The organism is Burkholderia plantarii (assembly GCF_001411805.1).
Taxonomy (GTDB): domain Bacteria; phylum Pseudomonadota; class Gammaproteobacteria; order Burkholderiales; family Burkholderiaceae; genus Burkholderia; species Burkholderia plantarii.
Window position 1 is genome coordinate 48,005 of the sequence record NZ_CP007213.1, and the last position, 19,099, is coordinate 67,103.

At 71.8% G+C, this 19,099-nt stretch carries 14 protein-coding genes; 4 read left to right on the top strand and 10 right to left on the bottom strand.

The window, feature by feature from the left end:
* Positions 1-147 precede the first annotated feature (147 nt).
* The 4 genes from bpln_RS17990 to bpln_RS18005 all read right to left on the bottom strand — a co-directional run bounded on the left by bpln_RS17990 (position 148) and on the right by bpln_RS18005 (position 5,800).
* A complete protein-coding gene (locus tag bpln_RS17990; RefSeq protein ID WP_042626829.1) occupies positions 148-1,518 on the bottom strand; it encodes a nucleobase:cation symporter-2 family protein in 1,371 nt (456 codons plus the stop codon).
* Between the two features lie 161 nt (positions 1,519-1,679).
* Positions 1,680-3,248: a hypothetical protein gene (locus bpln_RS17995; RefSeq protein WP_055139589.1), complete on the bottom strand. Its 1,569-nt coding sequence runs from the start codon at positions 3,246-3,248 to the stop codon at positions 1,680-1,682.
* Positions 3,249-3,451: 203 nt separating this feature from the next.
* Positions 3,452-3,832 carry a DUF3175 domain-containing protein gene (locus bpln_RS18000; protein WP_055139590.1) on the bottom strand — a complete coding sequence of 127 codons (381 nt, stop codon included), beginning with the start codon at positions 3,830-3,832 and terminating at the stop codon, positions 3,452-3,454.
* Positions 3,833-3,991: 159 nt separating this feature from the next.
* Positions 3,992-5,800 (bottom strand): thiamine pyrophosphate-requiring protein, encoded by a 1,809-nt coding sequence (locus bpln_RS18005; protein ID WP_042629186.1) that lies wholly within the window; start codon positions 5,798-5,800, stop codon positions 3,992-3,994.
* A 426-nt stretch (positions 5,801-6,226) separates the two neighbouring features.
* Between bpln_RS18005 and bpln_RS18010 the strand changes: the two genes are divergently transcribed.
* The 3 genes from bpln_RS18010 to bpln_RS18020 all read left to right on the top strand — a co-directional run bounded on the left by bpln_RS18010 (position 6,227) and on the right by bpln_RS18020 (position 11,187).
* Positions 6,227-7,687 carry an HlyD family secretion protein gene (locus bpln_RS18010; protein WP_055139591.1) on the top strand — a complete coding sequence of 487 codons (1,461 nt, stop codon included), beginning with the start codon at positions 6,227-6,229 and terminating at the stop codon, positions 7,685-7,687.
* A gap of 103 nt (positions 7,688-7,790) precedes the next feature.
* Positions 7,791-9,401, top strand: coding sequence for a DHA2 family efflux MFS transporter permease subunit (locus bpln_RS18015; protein ID WP_042626833.1), 1,611 nt, complete (start codon positions 7,791-7,793; stop codon positions 9,399-9,401).
* 1 nt (position 9,402) lies between these two features.
* A complete protein-coding gene (locus bpln_RS18020) occupies positions 9,403-11,187 on the top strand; it encodes an efflux transporter outer membrane subunit (RefSeq protein WP_082465341.1) in 1,785 nt (594 codons plus the stop codon).
* 297 nt (positions 11,188-11,484) lie between these two features.
* Here the strand turns inward: bpln_RS18020 and bpln_RS18030 are convergent, their stop codons facing one another.
* The 5 genes from bpln_RS18030 to bpln_RS18050 all read right to left on the bottom strand — a co-directional run bounded on the left by bpln_RS18030 (position 11,485) and on the right by bpln_RS18050 (position 15,949).
* The gene (locus bpln_RS18030; protein WP_055139593.1) at positions 11,485-12,405 is read right to left on the bottom strand and encodes a cation diffusion facilitator family transporter; all 921 of its coding nucleotides are present in this window, start codon (positions 12,403-12,405) and stop codon (positions 11,485-11,487) included.
* 6 nt (positions 12,406-12,411) lie between these two features.
* Positions 12,412-13,128 (bottom strand): MgtC/SapB family protein, encoded by a 717-nt coding sequence (locus tag bpln_RS18035; RefSeq protein WP_055141119.1) that lies wholly within the window; start codon positions 13,126-13,128, stop codon positions 12,412-12,414.
* 749 nt (positions 13,129-13,877) lie between these two features.
* Positions 13,878-14,330, bottom strand: coding sequence for a PRC-barrel domain-containing protein (locus bpln_RS18040; RefSeq protein ID WP_042626834.1), 453 nt, complete (start codon positions 14,328-14,330; stop codon positions 13,878-13,880).
* 52 nt (positions 14,331-14,382) lie between these two features.
* Complete coding sequence (locus bpln_RS18045) at positions 14,383-14,808, bottom strand: CBS domain-containing protein (protein ID WP_055139594.1); 426 nt, start codon at positions 14,806-14,808, stop codon at positions 14,383-14,385.
* Positions 14,809-14,977: 169 nt separating this feature from the next.
* Complete coding sequence (locus tag bpln_RS18050; protein ID WP_042626836.1) at positions 14,978-15,949, bottom strand: sigma-54 interaction domain-containing protein; 972 nt, start codon at positions 15,947-15,949, stop codon at positions 14,978-14,980.
* A gap of 332 nt (positions 15,950-16,281) precedes the next feature.
* Here bpln_RS18050 and bpln_RS18055 point away from each other — a divergent pair, with 332 nt between their 5' ends.
* Entirely contained in the window at positions 16,282-17,664 is a 1,383-nt protein-coding gene (locus bpln_RS18055; RefSeq protein WP_042626837.1) for a sigma-54-dependent transcriptional regulator, read from the top strand.
* A gap of 99 nt (positions 17,665-17,763) precedes the next feature.
* On the opposite strand, the gene bpln_RS18060 is transcribed toward bpln_RS18055, so the two are convergent.
* Positions 17,764-19,014 (bottom strand): phosphatidylserine decarboxylase family protein, encoded by a 1,251-nt coding sequence (locus bpln_RS18060; protein ID WP_055139595.1) that lies wholly within the window; start codon positions 19,012-19,014, stop codon positions 17,764-17,766.
* Positions 19,015-19,099 lie beyond the last annotated feature (85 nt).

A 19,099-nucleotide genomic window follows, 5' to 3' on the forward strand; every position in this document is an offset into this window, starting at 1 on the left:
GGAAGGCGGCGACGAAGCACGCGGACCGGCCGATGCGCGCGGCGGGCCGCTCGCCGTGCCGTGGCGCCATTGCCCCGTCGCGCGACCGCCCGTGCATCGGCACGATCGCGCCCGCCGCGCACCGATGCGCGACGGCAAACCCGCCGCCTACTTCTGCTCGGGCAGGAACCAGTTCATCACGAGCGCGCAGATGCCGCCGGTGGCGACGCCCGAAGCCAGCACGTTCTTCAGCGCGTTCGGCAGGTGGGTGAGGATCTCCGGCACCTGCGAGACGCCGAGCCCCAGCGCCAGCGACACGGCCACGATCAGCAGCGCGCGGCGGTCGAGCTTCACGCCGGCCAGGATGTTGATGCCCGAGGCCGCCACCGCGCCGAACATCACCATCGCGGCGCCGCCGAGCACGGGCTCGGGCACCGCCTGCAGCACGCCGGCCACCGCCGGGAACAGCCCGAGCACCACCAGCATGCCGGCGATCCAGAGGCCCACGTGCCGGCTCGCGATGCCGGTCAGCTGGATCACGCCGTTGTTCTGCGCGAACACCGAACTCGGGAACGTATTGAACGCGCCGGCCAGCAGCGAGTTCGCGCCGTTCACGAGCACCCCGCCCTTGATGCGGCGCATCCACAGCGGCCCTTCCACCGGCTCGCGCGACACCTTGCTGGTGGCCGTGACGTCGCCGATCGCCTCGAGCGAGGTGACGAGGTAGATCACCAGCATCGGCACGAACAGCGACCACGAGAAGCCGAGCCCGAAATGCAGCGGCGTGGGGATCTGGAACAGCGCGGCCTCGCGCGCGCCGGTGAAGTCGAGCCGGCCCGCGGCGCCGGCCGCCAGATAGCCGAGCGCGAGCGCGATCACGAGCGCGGTGCTGCGCACCCAGACCACCGGCACGCGGTTCAGCACGACGATCGTGCCGAGCACGAGCCCGGACAGCATCAGGTTCTGCGCGCTCGCGAAGCTGCCGTTGGCCATCGCGCCGTAGCCGCCGCCCATGCTGACGAGGCCGACCTTGATCAGCGTGAGGCCGATCAGCAGCACCACGATGCCGGTCACGAGCGGCGTGATGAGGCGCTTGACGAACGGCAGCACGCGCGACACGGCCATCTCCACGAACGAGCCGGCGATCACCACGCCGAAAATCGCGGCCAGCACGGCGCCCACCGGTGTGCCCTGCCTGACCATCAGGCTGCCGCCCGCGATCAGCGGGCCCACGAAGTTGAAGCTGGTGCCCTGCACGATCAGCAGGCCGGCGCCGAGCGGGCCGAAGCGGCGGCACTGCAGGAACGTGGCGATGCCCGAGATCACCAGCGACATCGACACGATCAGCGTGGTGTCGCGGCTCGGCACGTTCAGCGCCTGGCAAATCAGCAGGCCCGGTGTGACGATCGGCACCAGGATCGCCAGCAGGTGCTGGAGCGCGGCGACGAACGCGATGGCCGGCGCGGGGCGGTCGTCGGGACCGTAGACCAGATCGGGGACGGCGGCGGGTGCGGCGGGGTCGGGATGGGTCGATGACATCGCGGGAAGGCCGCGGCGGCGGCGAAGGGAAAGCGGGGAATTTTACCGGCTGGGCCGCGCGCCAAAAAGCGGCGCGGTGCGTGTCCCCGAGATCCCGGGCATCGGCGGCGCGGCGGCCGGGCGTCGTGTATCGCCCCGCGTGCCGCCCGGCGCCGCGCGGCTTATTCGTCGTCCGACGCTTCCGAGGCGCGCCGCAGCGCGTCGGGCAGGCGTGCGACGAGGTGCTGGAAATCGGCGAGCGTGGTCACGTGGAGCTCGTCCATCAGCGTGCCGCCCGGCTTCATGTAGTCGAGCACCTTGTCGTAGACCGGCGCGAGACCCGCCTGCACCTCCGGCGGCGCCTTGGCGGTTTCCGCCAAGAGCCGGTCCATCAGGGGCCGCCAGTTGCCGGACTCGGGCCTCGACATCAGGACGGGAGTCCAGCCGAGCGTGACGTTGAGCACGATGTGGGTATCCGCCGGATCGCGCTGCGACTCGGGGATCGCCGCGATCTGGTCGAGGATCTTGTGCAGGTTGCCCATCCCGTCGCGCATCGCTTCCGGGCTGTCTTGCGCGTTGCCCTTGAGCGCGTTCACGGCCAGCCCGATCAGCGCCGGCATGCGGTGCTCGGGCGGATAGCTGGCGATCTGCGCGTTGAGATGATCGAAGGCGGCCTGCTGCGTGTTGAGCGGCTGCACGCGGTGCAGCAGCCGACCCAGGTCGGCGGTGACCTGGGCGCGCATCTCGTCGGGCTGCACGTGGTTGGCCGCCATCACGGCGTCGTACATGTCGCGGCCCGAGATGCTGCTGTCGTTGGACAAGTGCTCGAGCGTGGCGATCATCATCGGACCGACGCGTTTTTGCAGATCGGCCCGGACCTCGGGCGGCAGCTGCGAAATCGCGACCCGCCCACGCGCGGCGTTGCCGACCGACATCGGCCGGCCCCCCAGCAGTTGCATCAGGTCATGCAGGTGCTGCGGGCCGATGTTCTCGCCGCTCTCATGGGCCTCAATGAGCTTGTTCATCCAGGCGGTGGTCTGCCGCTGCTCGGTGGACATGCGCTGCGGTGCCGCGCCGCCGGTGGTCGGCGTGGAAGGCGTGGGCGCGGCGGGCGCGTTCGTCTGGCTCGTCTGGCTGGTCGGGCGGGCGCCGTCGGCGGAGGAACTGGCCGGCGTCGGGGGGCGCTGCTGCGCGGCGCTGGCCGGAAGCGCGGTGGCTTCTTCGTAAGACGGCGGTGGCGCCTCCCCGGTGGCGCCGCCCGGGTTCGACGGCGCGGGCGAGCTGGTCTCGGCGGGCGAGTAGGGCGGCGGTGGCGGTTCGTCCGGCACCGGCACGTCCATCAGCGCCTGGCTCGCGGCGTGCGGCCGTGGTGGTGGCGGTGGCGCGACGTCGTGGCTCGTCACCGCGGGCGTTTGCGTGCCGCCGCCGGAGGCCGACAGGTCTTGCGGAGCCGGGCCGCCGGACGGCGTGGCGAGGATCTGCGGCGCGCCTTCCATTTGCAGTGCGTGGAACGCGTCCGGCAGCGAAGGCACATGCAGGGTCGTCGCGCTCGATTGCGCCTCGCCATGCCGCTGCGAGGTCTGGCCGTTGCGCTGCGCCCCGCGTCGGCGCAGGCCGCCCAGCAGCGCGTCGGGCGTCGCGTTGGCGCGGCTCGCGCCGGACGACGGCCGCGACGGCGCTTCTCCGGTCAGGCCGGACGGCGTGGAGGGAATGCCGCCGGTGGAGGCGCGGCGAATCGGCGGCGGGGGCATCGAGGCGTTCCGTTGAGTGGGGCGGCCGGCGTCGTTCAGGCGCACACGCCGGTCGGGACGCGGCGCGGAGCCGACACCTGCCGTCGCGACGGCCAAGCGTGGTATGTCAGCCCGAAGGTATAACGCATCGCGCCGCGAGCGTGGCGCACGAGGCGAACCCCGCGCGCGTCATGCGAAGTTTTGCGCGTGGCCCCGGGCCGGCGTCAGGGCTTTCGGCCGAACGCCTCGCGCAGCTTGCGCTTGGCCCGCTCCAGTGTCGCGCGCCGCGTTTTCGGCAGGTTGCGGCCGGCGCGATTGACGTAGAAGTTCAGCATCGACATGGCCGACTGGTATGGCGATGCCTTGCGCCGGCGGCTGTGTTCGGCCGAGCGTTTCAGCGAGGCGGCGATCGCGGCGGGATCGTCGGACTTGAAGATGTCGGGTTCGACGTCGAGTGCGTCGCTGCGTCGGGTGACGTCGCCGGACCAGCGCCTGCCCGAGCCGGTGGTGCTGGCGCGGCGCCGGCCCGGGCGTCGTGTCGAATGCTTGCCGCGCGAGCCCGGCTTCGCGTGCGAGGCCGGGCGGGCGGAACGGGATGCGCTCATCGTGGGAGCCTCCAGGGTGACGGGCCGATGGCGGGACCGGCCGGGATCCAGATGGCCCGCATGGCAGCAGCGCATGCGGGCAGGATGGACGCGGCGGCCGGCTGGCGCGGGCCATCGGCCGGCTCCCGCCTGGCGAGGGCACGCCGCGCCGCCGCGGCTTCAGGACTTGCCGTGCTTGTCGCCCGAGGGCAGCACGGCCGACAGCACCTGCCGCGCCGTCTCGACGATCACGCCGCGTTCGCGCGGATCGCCCTTCACGAGCGTCTCGGCAAACTGCCTGGCCTGCTGCAGCGTGACGTGCGGCGGCAGCGGCGGCACCTCGGGGTCGGTCTTGACCTCGATCACCACCGGCTTGCCGGCCGCGAGCGCCTCGTCCCAGGCCGCGCCGACCTGCTCCGGGCGATCGACGTAAATGCCCTTCAATCCGATCAGCTCGGCGAAGCGGTGATACGGCACGTCGGGCACCTGCTGCGAAGCGTCGAACTTCGGATCGCCCTCCATCACGCGCTGCTCCCAGGTGACCTGGTTCAGGTCCTCGTTGTTGAGCACGAGGCAGATCCAGCGCGGGTCGTCCCACTGCCGCCAGTATTTGGCGACGGTGATCAGCTCGGCCATGTTGTTCATCTGCATCGCGCCGTCGCCGACCATCGCGATCACCGGCCGCCCCGGATACGCGAACTTTGCCGCGATCGCATAGGGCACCGCGGCGCCCATCGAGGCGAGGCCGCCCGACAGCGAGGCCAGCATGCCGCGCCGCATCTGCAGGTCGCGCGCATACCAGTTCGCGCAGGAGCCCGAGTCGCTCGCGAGGATCACGTCGTCGGGCAGGCGCGGCGAGAGCTCGGTGAACGCGCGCTGCGGATTGATGCCGCGCCCCTGGCTCGCGTCGGCGGCCGCGCGCTTGGCCAGCGTGTCGCGCCAGTCGTCGTTCCAGCGCGCGATCCGGTCGCGCCAGCGGTGCTCGGTGCGATCGGTCAGCAGCGGCAGCAGCTGCGTGAGCGTCTCGGCGCTGTCGCCCACCAGGTTGACCTCCATCGGGTAGCGCAGGCTCAGCATGTCGGCCTTCAGGTCGATCTGCACCGCCCGCGCCTGGCCTTCCTTCGGCAGGAACTCCGCATACGGGAAGCCGGAGCCCACCACCAGCAGCGTGTCGCACTCGTTCATCAGTTCGTAGCTCGGCCGCGTGCCGAGCAGGCCGATCGGGCCGGTCACCCAAGGCAGGTCGTCGGGCAGTGCGGCCTTGCCGAGCAGCGCCTTGGCGGCGCCCGCGCCGAGCCGGTCGGCCACCGCGATCACCTGATCGGTGGCGCCGAGCGCGCCGGCGCCCACCAGCATCGCGACCTTCGAGCCCGCGTTGAGCACCTCGGCCGCGCGCTTGAGGTCCTCCGGATACGGCACCACCTTCGGGCGCGTGTAGCCGACGCCCGAATGCACGGTGCCGTGGGCGCGCGCGGGCGGCGCGTAGTCGAGTTCCTGCAGGTCGTTCGGCAGGATCAGCGCGGTGACGGTGCGCGCGCCGAGCGCGGTGCGCACGGCCCGGTCGACCAGATGGCGCACCTGCCCCGGCACGCTCGCCTGCTGCACGAACGCGCCGGCCACGTCCTTGAACAGCGCGGGCAGGTCGAGCTCCTGCTGGTAGTGGCCGCCGAGCGCGGCGCGCGCCTGCTGGCCGACGATCGCGAGCACCGGCATGTGGTCGAGCCGCGCGTCGTAGAGGCCGGTGACCAGGTGCGAGGCGCCGGGGCCGGAGGTGGCGATGCATACGCCGAGCTTGCCGGTGTACTTCGCGTGCGCGCTGGCCATGAACGCGGCCATTTCCTCGTGGCGCGCCTGGATGAACTCGATCTTGCCGCGCGCGCGGTTCAGCGCGCCGAACATGCCGTTGATGCCGTCGCCGGGGTAGCCGTAGATGCGATCGACGCCCCATTCGGCGAGTCGTTCGACGATGAAATCCGAAACTGTCGTCATGCCGTTCCTCCTTGATGTCGATGGCCGCCGCGCGCAGCCGCATGCCCGCCGGGCGGCGCGCCGCCGCCGTGCCGCCGGTGCGGCGCGGGTTGCCGGTTCGCGCGCCGTGCGGCGCGTGGCGCGTTCGACCGGATCGCGCAAGGCGCGTGCCGCCCGGCGCGTCGCGGGTGGCGCGCCCGCCGGCCGCCGTTGCCGCCCGCCTTTCAGATCGCCGGACCGCATGAGTTGTGCCGGTTGACATCGGCGCTTGTAAAAACGTCGCGTCGCATGGATGCGCCGCCGCAAGCGAACCGTCATGTCGCCGCGCCGGCCCCGCCGCACGGGCCTCCCGGCGGCGCGCGCGAGCGGGCGCGATCCTTGCTCCGCTGCCCCCGATGCGAGTTCGCACATGACCGTGCGATGCGATCCAGCCTGGAGCCACACGCGATGTCCGATGTCACCGAGTTTCCATTGCCCTCCGCCGCGCGAGGCCGGCGCGCGCCGACCCGCCGCGTGCCGCGGCGCCTGGCCGACGCGCTGCATGGCGGGTTCGCGCCGCGGCGCGCGCGCGCCGCTGACGAGGATCCGCCGCCGCGTCCGTCCGGCGATCCGTCGGGCAACGGCTCGACGCGCGCGAGCGGCGGAACGGACTCGCGGGACCCGGGCGAGCGTGACGCGGGCTCGACCGATGGTGGCGAACGCAACGATCGTCCGCGCGACGGCGAGCGCCGCGATGGCGGTGGCGACGGCGGCGACGGCAAGCGCGGTGACGAGGGCGGCGGGCACCACGGCGACGGTGACGGCGGCGATAACGGCGGCGATAACGGCGGCGGCGACGATCACGACGGCAAGCGCGACGACGGCAAGCGCAAGGGCTCGAACCGCAAGACGCTGATCATCCTCGCGATCGTGGTGGTGGTGCTGCTGATCGTGGCGCTGGTCTGGTGGCTGCTCACGCGCAACCAGGTCAGCACCGACGACGCCTACACCGACGGCAACGCGATCGCGATCGCGCCGCACGTATCGGGCTACGTGACGCGCCTGAACGTCGACGACAACACCTTCGTCCATCGCGGCGACCTGCTGGTGCAGATCGATCCGCGCGATTACCGCGCCCAGCTCGACGCGGCCGACGCGCAGCTCGGCCTCGCACAGGCGCAGCTCGACGCGGCGCGCGTGCAGCTCGACATCGCGCGCGTGCAATACCCGGCGCAGTACGCGCAGGCCCGCGCGCAGATCGAATCGGCCGACGCGTCCTACAAGCAGGCGCTCGCCGCGCAGGAACGGCAGCACGCGGTGGACGCGCGCGCCACCTCGAAGCAGGCGATCGACGCGGCCGACGCGCAGCGCGCCAGCGCCGACGCGAACGTGGCGATGGCGCGTGCCCAGGCCCGCACGGCCGCGCTCGTGCCGCAGCAGATCCGCACCGTGGAGAGCACCATCGAGGAACGCCGCCAGCAGGTGCTGGCCGCGCGCGCGCAGCGCGAGACGGCCGAGTTGAACCTGTCGTACTGCGAGATCCGCGCGCCGTCCGACGGCTGGGTCACGCGCCGCAACGTGCAGCTCGGCTCGTTCCTGCAGACCGGCAGCTCGCTGTTCTCGATCGTCACGCCGCGCATCTGGATCACCGCGAACTTCAAGGAGTCGCAGCTCGAGCGCATGCGCATCGGTGACCACGTCGACGTGTCGGTCGACGCCTATCCCGACCTCGCGCTGCACGGCCACGTCGACAGCATCCAGCTCGGCAGCGGCTCGCGCTTCTCGGCGTTCCCGGCCGAGAACGCGACCGGCAACTTCGTGAAGATCGTGCAGCGGGTGCCGGTGAAGATCGTGCTCGACGGCCCGCTGCCGACCAACCCGCCGCTCGGCCTCGGCCTGTCCGCCGTGCCCACCGTCCACCTGCCGTGATGCGCCGCCCCGCCATGGCCCATTTCGCGGCGCCGCCGCCTGGGAGCGAACCGATGCTCGTGCCGTTGCCGTTGTTTCCCGCGCCTCGCGCGGGCCGCCGCTCATGAGCCGGGCCGCCGATGCATCGGCCGCCCGCGACGGCGGCGGGGGCGGCGAGCGCGCCTGGCGCCCGTCGGCGAACCCCTGGCTGATCGCCGTGGTGGTCACGCTCGCCGCGTTCATGGAAGTGCTCGACACCACCATCGTCAACGTCGCGCTGCCGCATATCGCCGGCACCATGTCGGCGAGCTACGACGAGGCCACCTGGACGCTCACCTCGTATCTCGTCGCGAACGGCATCGTGCTGCCGATCTCGGGCTTCCTCGGCCGGCTGCTGGGCCGCAAGCGCTATTTCGTGATCTGCATCGCCGCGTTCACGGTCTGCTCGTTCCTGTGCGGGATCGCCACCAACCTCGGCCAGCTGATCGTGTTCCGGATCCTGCAGGGGCTGTTCGGCGGCGGCCTGCAGCCGAACCAGCAGTCGATCATCCTCGACACGTTCCCGCCCGAGCAGCGCAACCGCGCGTTCTCGATCTCGGCGATCGCGATCGTGGTGGCGCCGGTGCTGGGGCCGACGCTCGGCGGCTGGATCACCGACACGTTCTCGTGGCGCTGGGTGTTCCTGCTCAACGTGCCGGTGGGGATCCTCACGGTGCTGGCGGTGATGCAGCTGGTGGAGGACCCGCCGTGGCGGCGCGACGGCGAGCGCGGCATCCGCATCGACTACATCGGCATCGGCCTGATCGCGATCGGCCTTGGCTGCCTGCAGGTGATGCTCGACCGCGGCGAGGACGACGACTGGTTCGGCTCGAACTTCATCCGCCTGTTCGCCGTGCTGACGGTGCTCGGGCTGACGGGCGCGGTGCTCTGGCTGCGCTACGCGAAAAAGCCGGTGGTGGATCTGGCCTGCCTGCGCGACCGCAATTTCGCGCTCGGCTGCGTGACCATCGCCTGCTTCGCGGCGGTGCTGTACGGCAGTGCCGTGATCGTGCCGCAGCTCGCGCAGCAGCAGCTCGGCTATACCGCCACGCTGGCCGGGCTGGTGCTGTCGCCGGGCGCGATCCTGATCACCATGGAGATCCCGATCGTGAGCCGCCTGATGCCGGTGGTGCAGACGCGCTATCTGGTCGGCGTGGGCTTCGTTTTGCTGACCTTCTCGCTCGTCTATTCGCGCACGCTGGTGCCCGACATCGACTACCGGCACCTGATGATGATCCGCTGCGCGCAGTCGCTCGCGATCGGCTTCCTGTTCGTGCCGATCACCACGCTCGCCTACCTGACCATCCCGCAACGGCTCAACGACGATGCCTCGGCGCTCTTCACGATGTTCCGCAACGTGGCCGGCTCGATCGGCATCTCGGTGTCCACGGCGCTGATCCGCGAGCGCACGCAGGCGCAGATGGCGCATCTGTCCGGCCACATGTCGCCGTTCTCGCAGAACTTCCAGGACACGCTGCAGCGCAACGCGCAGTCGATCACCGCGCTGTCGGGCGCACCGCCCGCGGCCGCGCTGCAGACCGCCAACGGCCGGCTCTACGAGACCTTCGTCTCGCAGGCCACGATCCTCGCCTATCTCGACGTGTTCGCGATCCTGGCGGTGTTCTGCGCGATCTGCATCCCGTTGACGTTCATGTTCTCGCCGGTGAAGGCGGCGCAGGGCGGAGGAGGACATTGACATGAAGCATCAGGCTCCGCGCCCCTTCCGGGCTTTCCGGGCTCCCCGGGTACCGACGCGCGCTCGCGCCTTCGCGTGGCCGGCCGCGCTGGCCGGCTGCCTCGCGCTGGCCGCCTGCACCGTCGGGCCGGATTTCAAGCCGCCGCGCGCGGACGCACCCGCGCAGTGGCACGACCTGCAAGGCGCGAGCGGCGCGGCCGCGGCGGGGCCGGCCTCCGCCGCCGCGCCGGTGGCCGGCGCCTCGCTGACCGACGCCGCCTCGGCGCCCGACGCCGGCGTGCATTCGAAGCCGGTGGTGGACGCCGACCCCGATCCGCGCTGGTGGCAGGCGTTCCACGATCCGCTGCTCGACCGGCTGGTCGCGCGCGCGGCGCACGACAACCTCGATCTGCAGACGGCCGTGCTGCGCATCGCCGAGGCGCGCGAGCAGCTGCACCAGGCCGCGGCGCAAGGCCTGCCGAACGTGCGCGCCACCGCCAGCTACCAGCGCGAGCAGCTTGGCGTGAAGGGCATCCTCGAGGACGAGGGCGTCAACGACCAGATCAACCGGCTCGGCGCGCCGGGCTCGGCGCTCGCCAACGCGGTGCCGGGCGGCAGCACGGCGATCCAGCAGGGCGCGAGCAAGGCGCTCGATGCGATCTCGTCGCCGACCAATCTCTGGCAGGCCGGCTTCGACGCGTCGTGGGAACTCGACCTGTTCGGCCGCGTGCGGCGCTCGGTGGAGGCGGCCGGCGCCGAGACGGGCGCGGCCGTGGCGGGCCGCGACGACGCGCTGCTCTCGCTCGAGGCCGAGGTCGCGCAGACCTACCTGCAATATCGCGGCGCGCAGGCGCTGCGCGCGCTGGCGGTGGAACTGACGCAGTCGCAGGGCGAACTGGCCGACCTCACGCGCAATCGCGCCGCGCACGGCCTGACGAGCCAGCTCGACGTGCGCAGTGCCGAGGCGCAGCTCGCCACGATTCGCGCGCAGCTGCCGCAATACGACCAGCAGATCGCCACGCTGCGCAACGGCCTCGCGTATCTGGTGGGCGGTGCGCCCGGCGCGCTCGACGCCGAACTCGACGCGCCCGGCGCGCTGCCGGCGCTGCCGCCGACGGTGCCGGTGGGCCTGCCGTCCACGCTGGCACGGCGGCGGCCGGACGTGCGCCGCGCCGAACTCGAGCTGCACGCGGCCACCGCGCAGGTTGGCGTGGCGGTCGCGCAGTTCTATCCCGACGTGTCGCTGACCGGGCAGATCGGCCTGCGCTCGACGCACGTGCGCGAACTCGCGCAGTGGTCGCATCTGTTCTATTCGGCCGGCCCGGCGATCTCGCTGCCGATCTTCTCGGGCGGCGCGCTGGTGTCGAACCTGCGGCTCTCGAAGGTGCAGCAGCAGGAGGCCGCGCTGGCTTATCGCGGCGCCGTGCTGGTGGCGCTGCGCGACGTCGACAACGCGCTCGCCGTCTACCGCACCGACCAGACGCGCCATGCCGAACTCGACGACGCCGTGCGGGCCGAACGCGGCGCGCTCGATCTCGCGCGCGACAGCTATCGCAAGGGCATCGTGCCGTTCCTCGACGTGCTCGACGCCGAGCGGCAGTGGTCGCAGGCGCGGCAGCAGGCGGTGCAGGGCGAGCTGCAGGCCACCACCGACCTGGTCGCGCTGTACAAGGCGCTCGGCGGCGGCTGGGATCCGGACGCGGCGCCGGCCGCGAACGGCGCCGCCGATGACGGCGCCTCGGCTTCGCGCGGCGCGGACGACGCGGGCCGGGCGGACGGCGCCGCCGAGGTGGCGAACGCGCGCTGAGTCGCGTGCGGTTTCATCACGGCCGCGCGATCGATCCGTTCGGCTGATCGGTGGTTGATCCGCGCGGTTGATCACGGGGGTGTCGGCCCGGACCGCGCGCCGCGCCTGCCGCGTCTCGCGAACCGCGCGGCGGCCCGTCCGGCTCCCGCTCCTCGACGCGAACCGGCTGGCGCTCGTGCCCGCGATGGGTCCTGTGCGGTCGATCGCGGCAGGGCCGGCCCGGTCCGCGCGCCGCGCCTGCCGCGTCTTGCAAACCGCGCGCGGGCGCCTCGCCTGACCTGATTCACGCCCGCCGGCTCATACCGGATTGCGCCCGTGCTCGCGCAGCTCCGGTTCGAAGAAGATCCACCGCGCGCGTGGAAACGCCTCCTGCAACGCGAGTTCGATCGCGTTGATGGTGCGCACCAGCGCATCGGCGCTCGGATGCGGGCGCAGTTCGGCCTGGATCGCGACCACGTGTTCGTCGGACCAGCGCAGCACCACCAGCGAGATCACGCGCACGATCTCGGGCCGCGCGCGCAGCCACGCGTCCATGTCGCGGCGCACCGTTTCGTGCGCCGATTCGCCGACGATCAGCGACTTGATCTTGCCCATCGCGAACGCCGCGCTCGCCATCAGGATCAGGCCCACCGCGATCCCGCCGAGCGCGTCGAACACCGGATTGCCGGTGGCGAGCGCGAGCCCCACGGCGGCCAGCGAGACGAGGATGCCGCCGAGCGCGGCGGTGTCCTCGATCACGGCGAGCAGCAGCGCGGGCTGGCCGGTCTCGCGCATCCAGCGCAGCAGCGCGAGCGGCCGGCCGCGCCGCTCGATGGTGTCGATCGAGGCCTTCAGCGCGAACGTCTCGATCACGCCCGACACCAGCAGCACCGCGATCACCACGCCGCCGTGCCCGACCGGCGCGTGCTGCACGAGCCGCAGCACGCCGACGGCCGACGAGACCAGCCCGCCGACGATGAAGATCTGCGTGGCCACCAGCATCGCGTAGAAATAGGTGACGCGGCCGAAGCCGAGCGGATGCGCGGCGTCGGCGCGCGCGGCGGCCGCGCGGCCGCCCGCCAGCAGCAGCACCTGGTTCAGACAGTCGGCGCTCGAATGGATCGCCTCGGCGAACGCCGAGCCGGAGTTCGTGTAGGCGGCCGCCGCGTACTTGCAGGCGGCCACGGCCAGGTTCGAGGCGAGCGCGTAGTAGACGGCGCGCGGCACCGTGGCGGACATCGGCGGCTACTCCCGCAGCGACCAGCTCACGCCGCCGCCGCCGTGGCTCACCAGCGCGGCGATCGCCTGCTCGACCGGATCGTCGCGCCGCGGCGCGTGCCATTTCAGTTCGTACTGGCGGCGGATCGCGCCGCTCTCGGGCAGCGCCTGCATGCCCGTCAGGGATACGCGGCAGTGCAGCGCGTCGAGTCGCGCGAGGGTGTCGGCGAGGCCGGGCGAGGGCGCGCCGCCGGCGTGCTGCATCACGCAGAGCCGGGCGCGACGCCGTTGCGGCAGGCGCCGCTCGAGCGGCTTGAGGCCGGACAGGATCGCCACGCCGAGCACGGTCGCCATCACCGCCAGCAGCAGCTGGCCGCCGCCCGCGCAGAGCCCGATCACGGTCACGAACCAGAGCGTCGCGGCCGTGGTCAGGCCGCGCACCAGCCCGTCCTTGCGCAGGATCGCACCGGCGCCGATGAAGCCGACGCCGGACAGGATGCCGAGCGGCAGCCGCATCAGGTCGAGTGTCGCGAACGACTGCGGGCCCTTGCCGGCCTGCGGCAGCAGCACGTTCACCTGCAACATCGCGAGGCAGGCCGCCAGGCCCACCAGCATCGTCGTGCGCAGGCCGGCCGACTTGCCCGAGCCGCCGCGATCGAAGCCGATGATCGCGCTGGCGACGAGACAGGTGGCGAGGCGCAGTGCGAGGTCGGCGTGGTCGAGGACGAGCGGCATGGTCGGCATCGGATCGAGCGGGCGGGGACGGTGGTGATGGCACTGGCGCAGCAAGCCGCGTGCCCGTCCGGGCGGATTGGCGGAGCGATTCGCCGTGCTCGGGACGCGCGTTCCAAGCCGGACCGTCATCGCACGGACCGCACCGGCGAACCGCCGCCGGCGTGCGTGCGCGTGCGTGCGGCGGGCTCCGAGGCCGGCATCGACGGCCTGGCGCTTGTACGTTCCCGGTGGAATTCGCCGGCCGCGTCGCTCACCGCACCGGGCGCGCCGGCGGAAGGGTCGTTGCCCGATATTCCTTTGAGCCCGTAGGCTCTCGAGCCGCGCGCGGGCGCGGCGCGAACCGAAACGCAGGCAAGCGACGAAATCCCGACACCAGCAGGGGCCGGCCACCACGCGCGACGCGCGTGAGCGACGCGGTGCACCGTCACCACGACCGGCATCCTCCGATCCGCGCGATCCGGTGGCCTGCCCCGACTGGTGGAGCGAGCCCGGTGCCTTGCCGGCCGGCGCGTCCGAGGTGCGGCATGTGCCGGAAGCCTATCGGGAGCGGGGCATGATGCGGCGTGCCGCCGAATGTCGAGGCGGTCCGGCGCCGCAGGAGGATGCCGGCACGCGGCGCCAAGACGCGATCGCCAGGCCATGATCATGTGCCGGCGCCCACGCAAAAAGCGGGCGCCGTTGCCGACGCCCGTCCAGGACCTCACGGCCATCCGGGATGCGAGGCGGCGGCGCGCAGCCGCCAAGGGGGAGGGATCGTTTCAGACCGGTCCGCGCGGGCGCACCGGCGAGCGCAGCCCGAGTTCCTCGGCGAGGCTGTACTCGCGCGGTGCATCCTCGGTGTCGTAGTGCCGGATCACGGCGCTTTCCCAGGCCGGATCGGTCGCCACGCGCCAGGTATCGAGGTCGATCGCGGGCGCGCCGCGCACGGTGGCCGCCGACAGGGCGATGCGCAGCCCGGTGCCGTCGGCGTCGAGCGCCACGTAGTGCCAGGGCACCGCGGTCAGCAGGCGCGCGTGGGTGCGCTCGTCGAGCGCGAGCAGCGCGTAGGCGACGCGCCCGGCGCGCAGGTCGAGCATCACTTCGCTCACGTAGCCGAGCGTGTAGCCGTCGGTGGCACGCGCGAGCGCGCCGTCGAACATGCGGGCCGGCACCAGCGCGCGGCCGGTGTGGCGGGCGGGGCCGGCGGCGGCACCGGCTGAGGTCGATTGCATCGTGAACTCCTTGGGAATCGTGTTGATGCGCGAGGCGGCGCGACGCCGGCGCTCAGCGCGGCTGCGACAGGCAGTCGAGCGTCTCGCCGATCGCGTCGCGCTCGGCCACGCCGCCACGCGTCGCGAAGTCGCCGAGCGAGACCCTCTCCACCAGCCGCCGGTCGCGCGACATCACCGGGATCCGGCGCACCTGCGTGCTGGCCATCTTGCGGCGCACCGCGTCGGCGTCGTCATCCTCGCCGCACCATTCGATCGGCACCGAGGCGACCTCGCGCACCGGGGTGCCGCCGTCCTTGCCCGCGGCCAGCGCGCGCGTGACGATATCGCGATCGGTCACCATGCCGACCACGCGCGTGCCGTCGCACACGGGCAGCGCGCCCACGTCGTGGCGCGCCATCCATCGCGCCGCATGATGAATCGAGTCGCCCGGCGCGACATGCACGACGTCGCGCGACATGATCTGGCGAATCCGTTGCATCGTGTGTCTCCGTCATGAAGAGGATCGATGGGGGGATTGACGCAACGCGCGTGCCACGCCCGCCCTCGCGGCCACGCGAGCGTCGGCATGGCGGCCGGCGGGCCGGTCGCGGCGCGGCGGGTGCCGCGATTTACAAGGCATGGAAAGCGTTACCGGCGCGCCGGGCCGGCTAGCCGGGAGGCGACTTGCCGTCGTCGTCGCGCATCAGCGCGAGCCGGTTGTAGAGCGTCTTCAGGCTGATGCCGAGCGATTTCGCGGTGCGCGGCTTGTTGCCGTCGAAGTATTGCAGCGAGGCGGCGATGAAGTGCTGCTGCGACTGCGCCAGCGTCGCGCCGACCTGCAACGTCATCACGTTGTCGCGCACGCTGGCGGCGGCGGCCGGCGCCAGCGCCGGCGGGTGCAGCTCGATCTGCTCGTCGGCCAGGATGAAGCCGCGCTCGACCACGTTGCGCAGCTCGCGCACGTTGCCGGGCCAGCTGTGCGTGTTCAGCACGCGCAGCGCCTGCGCCGAGAGCCGCTTCGCGGTGCCGTGGCGCGCGTTGAGATGCGCCACCAGTTCGCGTGCGAGCTGCTCTGCATCGCCCTCGCGCCGGCGCAGCGGCGGCACGTGCAGCGGCACGGCGGCGATCCGGTAGAACAGGTCCTCGCGAAAGCGGCCGTCGCGCACCGCGGCGGCCGGATCGTGGTGGGTGGCCGCGATCACGCGCACGTCCACCGGAATCGGCTCGGTGCCGCCCACCCGCGTGATGGTGCCGCTCTCCAGCACGCGCAACAGCTTGACCTGCAGCTCGGGCGGCGCATCGGCGATCTCGTCGAGGAACAGCGTGCCGCCGCGCGCGGCCTCGAAGAAGCCGATGTGCTGCGCGACCGCGCCGGTGAAGCTGCCTTTTTCATGGCCGAACAGCTGCGATTCGGCCACGTCGCGCGCCACCGCCCCGCAGTTGATCGCGACAAACGGCCGGGCCGCGCGCGGCCCGAGCGCGTGCAGCAGCCGCGCGACCACGTCCTTGCCCGAGCCGGTCTCGCCGACGATCAATACGCTCGCCGGTGCCAGCGCGGCGCGGCCGACCTTGGCGAGCAGCGCTTCGATCGACGAAGACTGGCCGCCAAGCCGCGGCGGTTCGCTATCGAGGCGTGCCATGAACAACCAAAAACGCGCATTGAGGGGTCGGACACATGTATGACGCTAGCCATTCCGTCAATCAGACCTTTATCATGCATTTTTTTCGAGATGGTCGCAGCGGCGTGCCGAATGCCGGGGATTGAATCTCGCAATGCAGGCGGCCCGGATGGATAGAAAGATCCGATAGCGCCGGACGGTAATATCTGCTTTCCTAGAGACAGCCGGTCGCCCGCCCCTCCAGTCGGAATTCGCGACGCCGGACCCCGCATCGCCTACTCCGTCCAACTCTCATCTCGCCGCCGCCAATGTGCCATCAGGGGCGCGCGACGCAATCGTCGAAAGGAGTCCGCATGCCACGCATTTTGATCGTCGATGACGACAGCGACACGCGCGAGATGCTCGCCGCGCTCGCGCAGAACCGGCAGCTGGCCTGCGATACCGCCGCCTCGCTGGCCGAGGCCCGTTCACATATGCTGACCCAGAGCTACGAGCTGGTGCTTTGCGACCTGGTGCTGCCCGACGGCAACGGCATCGAGCTGTTCGAGGATTTCACGCAGCGCGGCAAACGCGGCGAACTGGTGTTCGCCACCGGCCACGCCACGCTCGATACCGCGATCGACGCGCTGCGGCAGGGCGCGAGCGACTACCTCGTCAAGCCGTTCAACATGCAGCGGCTGGACGGCATCTTCGCGCGCGTCGCGCAGATGGAAGTCCACGAGGAGGAAATCGGCGCGATGCGCGACGAGCTCGAGCGCGCCGGTCGCTTCGGCCGCCTGCTCGGCCACTCGCCGCCGATGCGCGCGATGTACGACGCGCTCGCGCGGGTGGCCACCACCGACGCCTCGGTGCTGCTGACGGGCGAATCGGGCACCGGCAAGGAAGTGGCCGCGCAGACGCTGCACGAGTTGAGCTTCCGGCGGCGCGGGCCGTTCGTGGCGATCAACTGCGGCGCGATCCCGGCCAATCTGGTCGAGAGCGAGATGTTCGGCCACGACCGCGGCAGCTTCACGGGCGCGGACCGCCAGCACAAGGGCTTTTTCGAGCGTGCCGACGGCGGCACGCTGTTCCTCGACGAGATCACCGAGATGCCGGTCGAGCTGCAGGTCAAGCTGCTGCGCGTGCTCGAGACGGGGCAGGTCACGCGGCTCGGCTCGGTGCGGGAAACCTCGATCGACGTGCGCATCATCGCCGCCACCAATCGCGACCCGGAGGCCGCGATCGCGGCCGGCACGCTGCGCGCGGATCTCTACCACCGCATCAACGTGTTTCCGATCCCGATGCCGCCGCTGCGCGAACGCGGCACGGACATCGTGCTGCTGGCCGACGCGTTCCTCGCCCGGCTCAACGAGGACAGCGGCCGCGCGATGCGCTTCAGCGACGCCGCGAAGGCCGCGCTGACGCGCTACGACTGGCCCGGCAACGTGCGCGAGCTGCGCAACTTCGTGCAGCGCGCGAGCATCTTCGCCGACGGCGACGCGATCGACACGCTGCCGCCGCCGATCATGGACGAGGTGTCGGGCATGGCCAACACGGGCGGCAACGCCGTCGCGGTGCCGCTCGACATGCCCCTCGAGGAGGTCGACCGCCGGCTGATCCTCGGCACGCTCGAACAATGCGGGGGCGTGAAGGCGCATGCGGCCGAAATCCTCGACATCAGCCTGAAGACGGTCTACAACCGCATCGGCGCGCCCGGCGAGAAGGCCGCCGGCGGCAAGTCGCGCGACAAGAGCTAAGCGGGTCCCGGAGCCGGCCCCGCCGCGCACCCGGCGGGCGCCGCCGTCACCACCGGCATCGCGCCGGCATCGGCCTGGGGCTCGGGCTTCGGCGGGGCTTCAGCGCGACACCGCGATCGCCGCGTTGACGGGCACCACGGGGGATTCGACGTCGGGCGCGCCCGCCACCACGAAACGCTCGATCACGTCGGGCTCGAACAGCAGGCAGAACGTCGAGCCGCCGTACTGGAAATAGCCGATCTCGTCGCCCTTGGCCAGACGCTGGCCCGGATGCGCGTCGATCACGCACGACGACACGTCGCCCATCCCCACGAACACGCAGGCCACGGTGCCCATCCCGGGGTCTTCGCAGTCGATCACCACCACCGCGCGCGTGGCCACGGCCGTCATGTAGCCCTGCGAGTCGTTGAGCCCGGACGGGTCGGCCCCCTCGACGTCGGCGCCGGAGAAGTAGGTGCCGGGAACGCGGTAGGCGTGCGTGACGATGCCGCCCACCGGCGCGTGCCAGCGATGGTAGTTGTAGGCGCTCAGGTAGGCCTGGTAGATGTCGCCGCCCACGAAGCGCTCGGCGAGCAGCGCGTGCTGCGGGGTCAGCATGTCGCGAATCGAATAGGGCTGCGACTTGATCCAGAATTCGTCGAGGCGCTGCACGCGCTCGGCGATCTGGTACGGCGCCGCCTCGCAGGCGCTGACCACCACGCGCGGGTCGTTCGGCTCGGCCACCGGCCGCGCGCCGTCGCGAAAGCGCCGCGTGAAGAAGTGATTCCACGAGTCGAAACCCCAGTACGGTTCGTCGTGGCGGCAGACGAATTCGTCGAGCCGCATGCGCTCGCGCGCCACCTCGCTGAACCAGCCGCTCGGGCCGCGCTCGTGCAGATGCTCGCGCGAATGCGGACCGGACAGGAAATCGCACCAGCCCGACAGCAGGCGGCCCAGCTGCGCGTTGACGGTCGCGTCGCGGAACAGCGGATAGCCGGACGGCATGCACATCGGCCAGTCGAGCAGCGCGTTGATCGGGCAGACGATCAGGCTCTCCTCGCTGAACGGCGGCGTGTAGCGCATCACATGGTCGAGGATCGCCATCAGGTCCTCGATGGTCGCGTAGCCGAGCGCGTAGCCGGCCTCGCCCGCTTCGCCGATCGCGCGCGTGAGGCTCATGCGCAGCACCGCGTCGCGTTCGAACAGCGCCGCGAAGTCGGCCACCACCGCCGTGCGCGGCCGTTTTCCGGCCGCCGCGTAGGCGTCCTGGGCGAGCTGGCGGCGGTAGGCCGTCATCCGCAGTTCCTCGGTCGCGAGCCAGTCGCCGAGGCGGCGGCGCGTGGCCCGCGCGGGGCCCTGGATTGCCGTCATGGATCTGTCTCCGTGGCTTGTCTTGATGCCGTTGATGTCATCGATGCCGCCATGTGGCGGCGACGGCGATTCGTCTGGTCGTTCG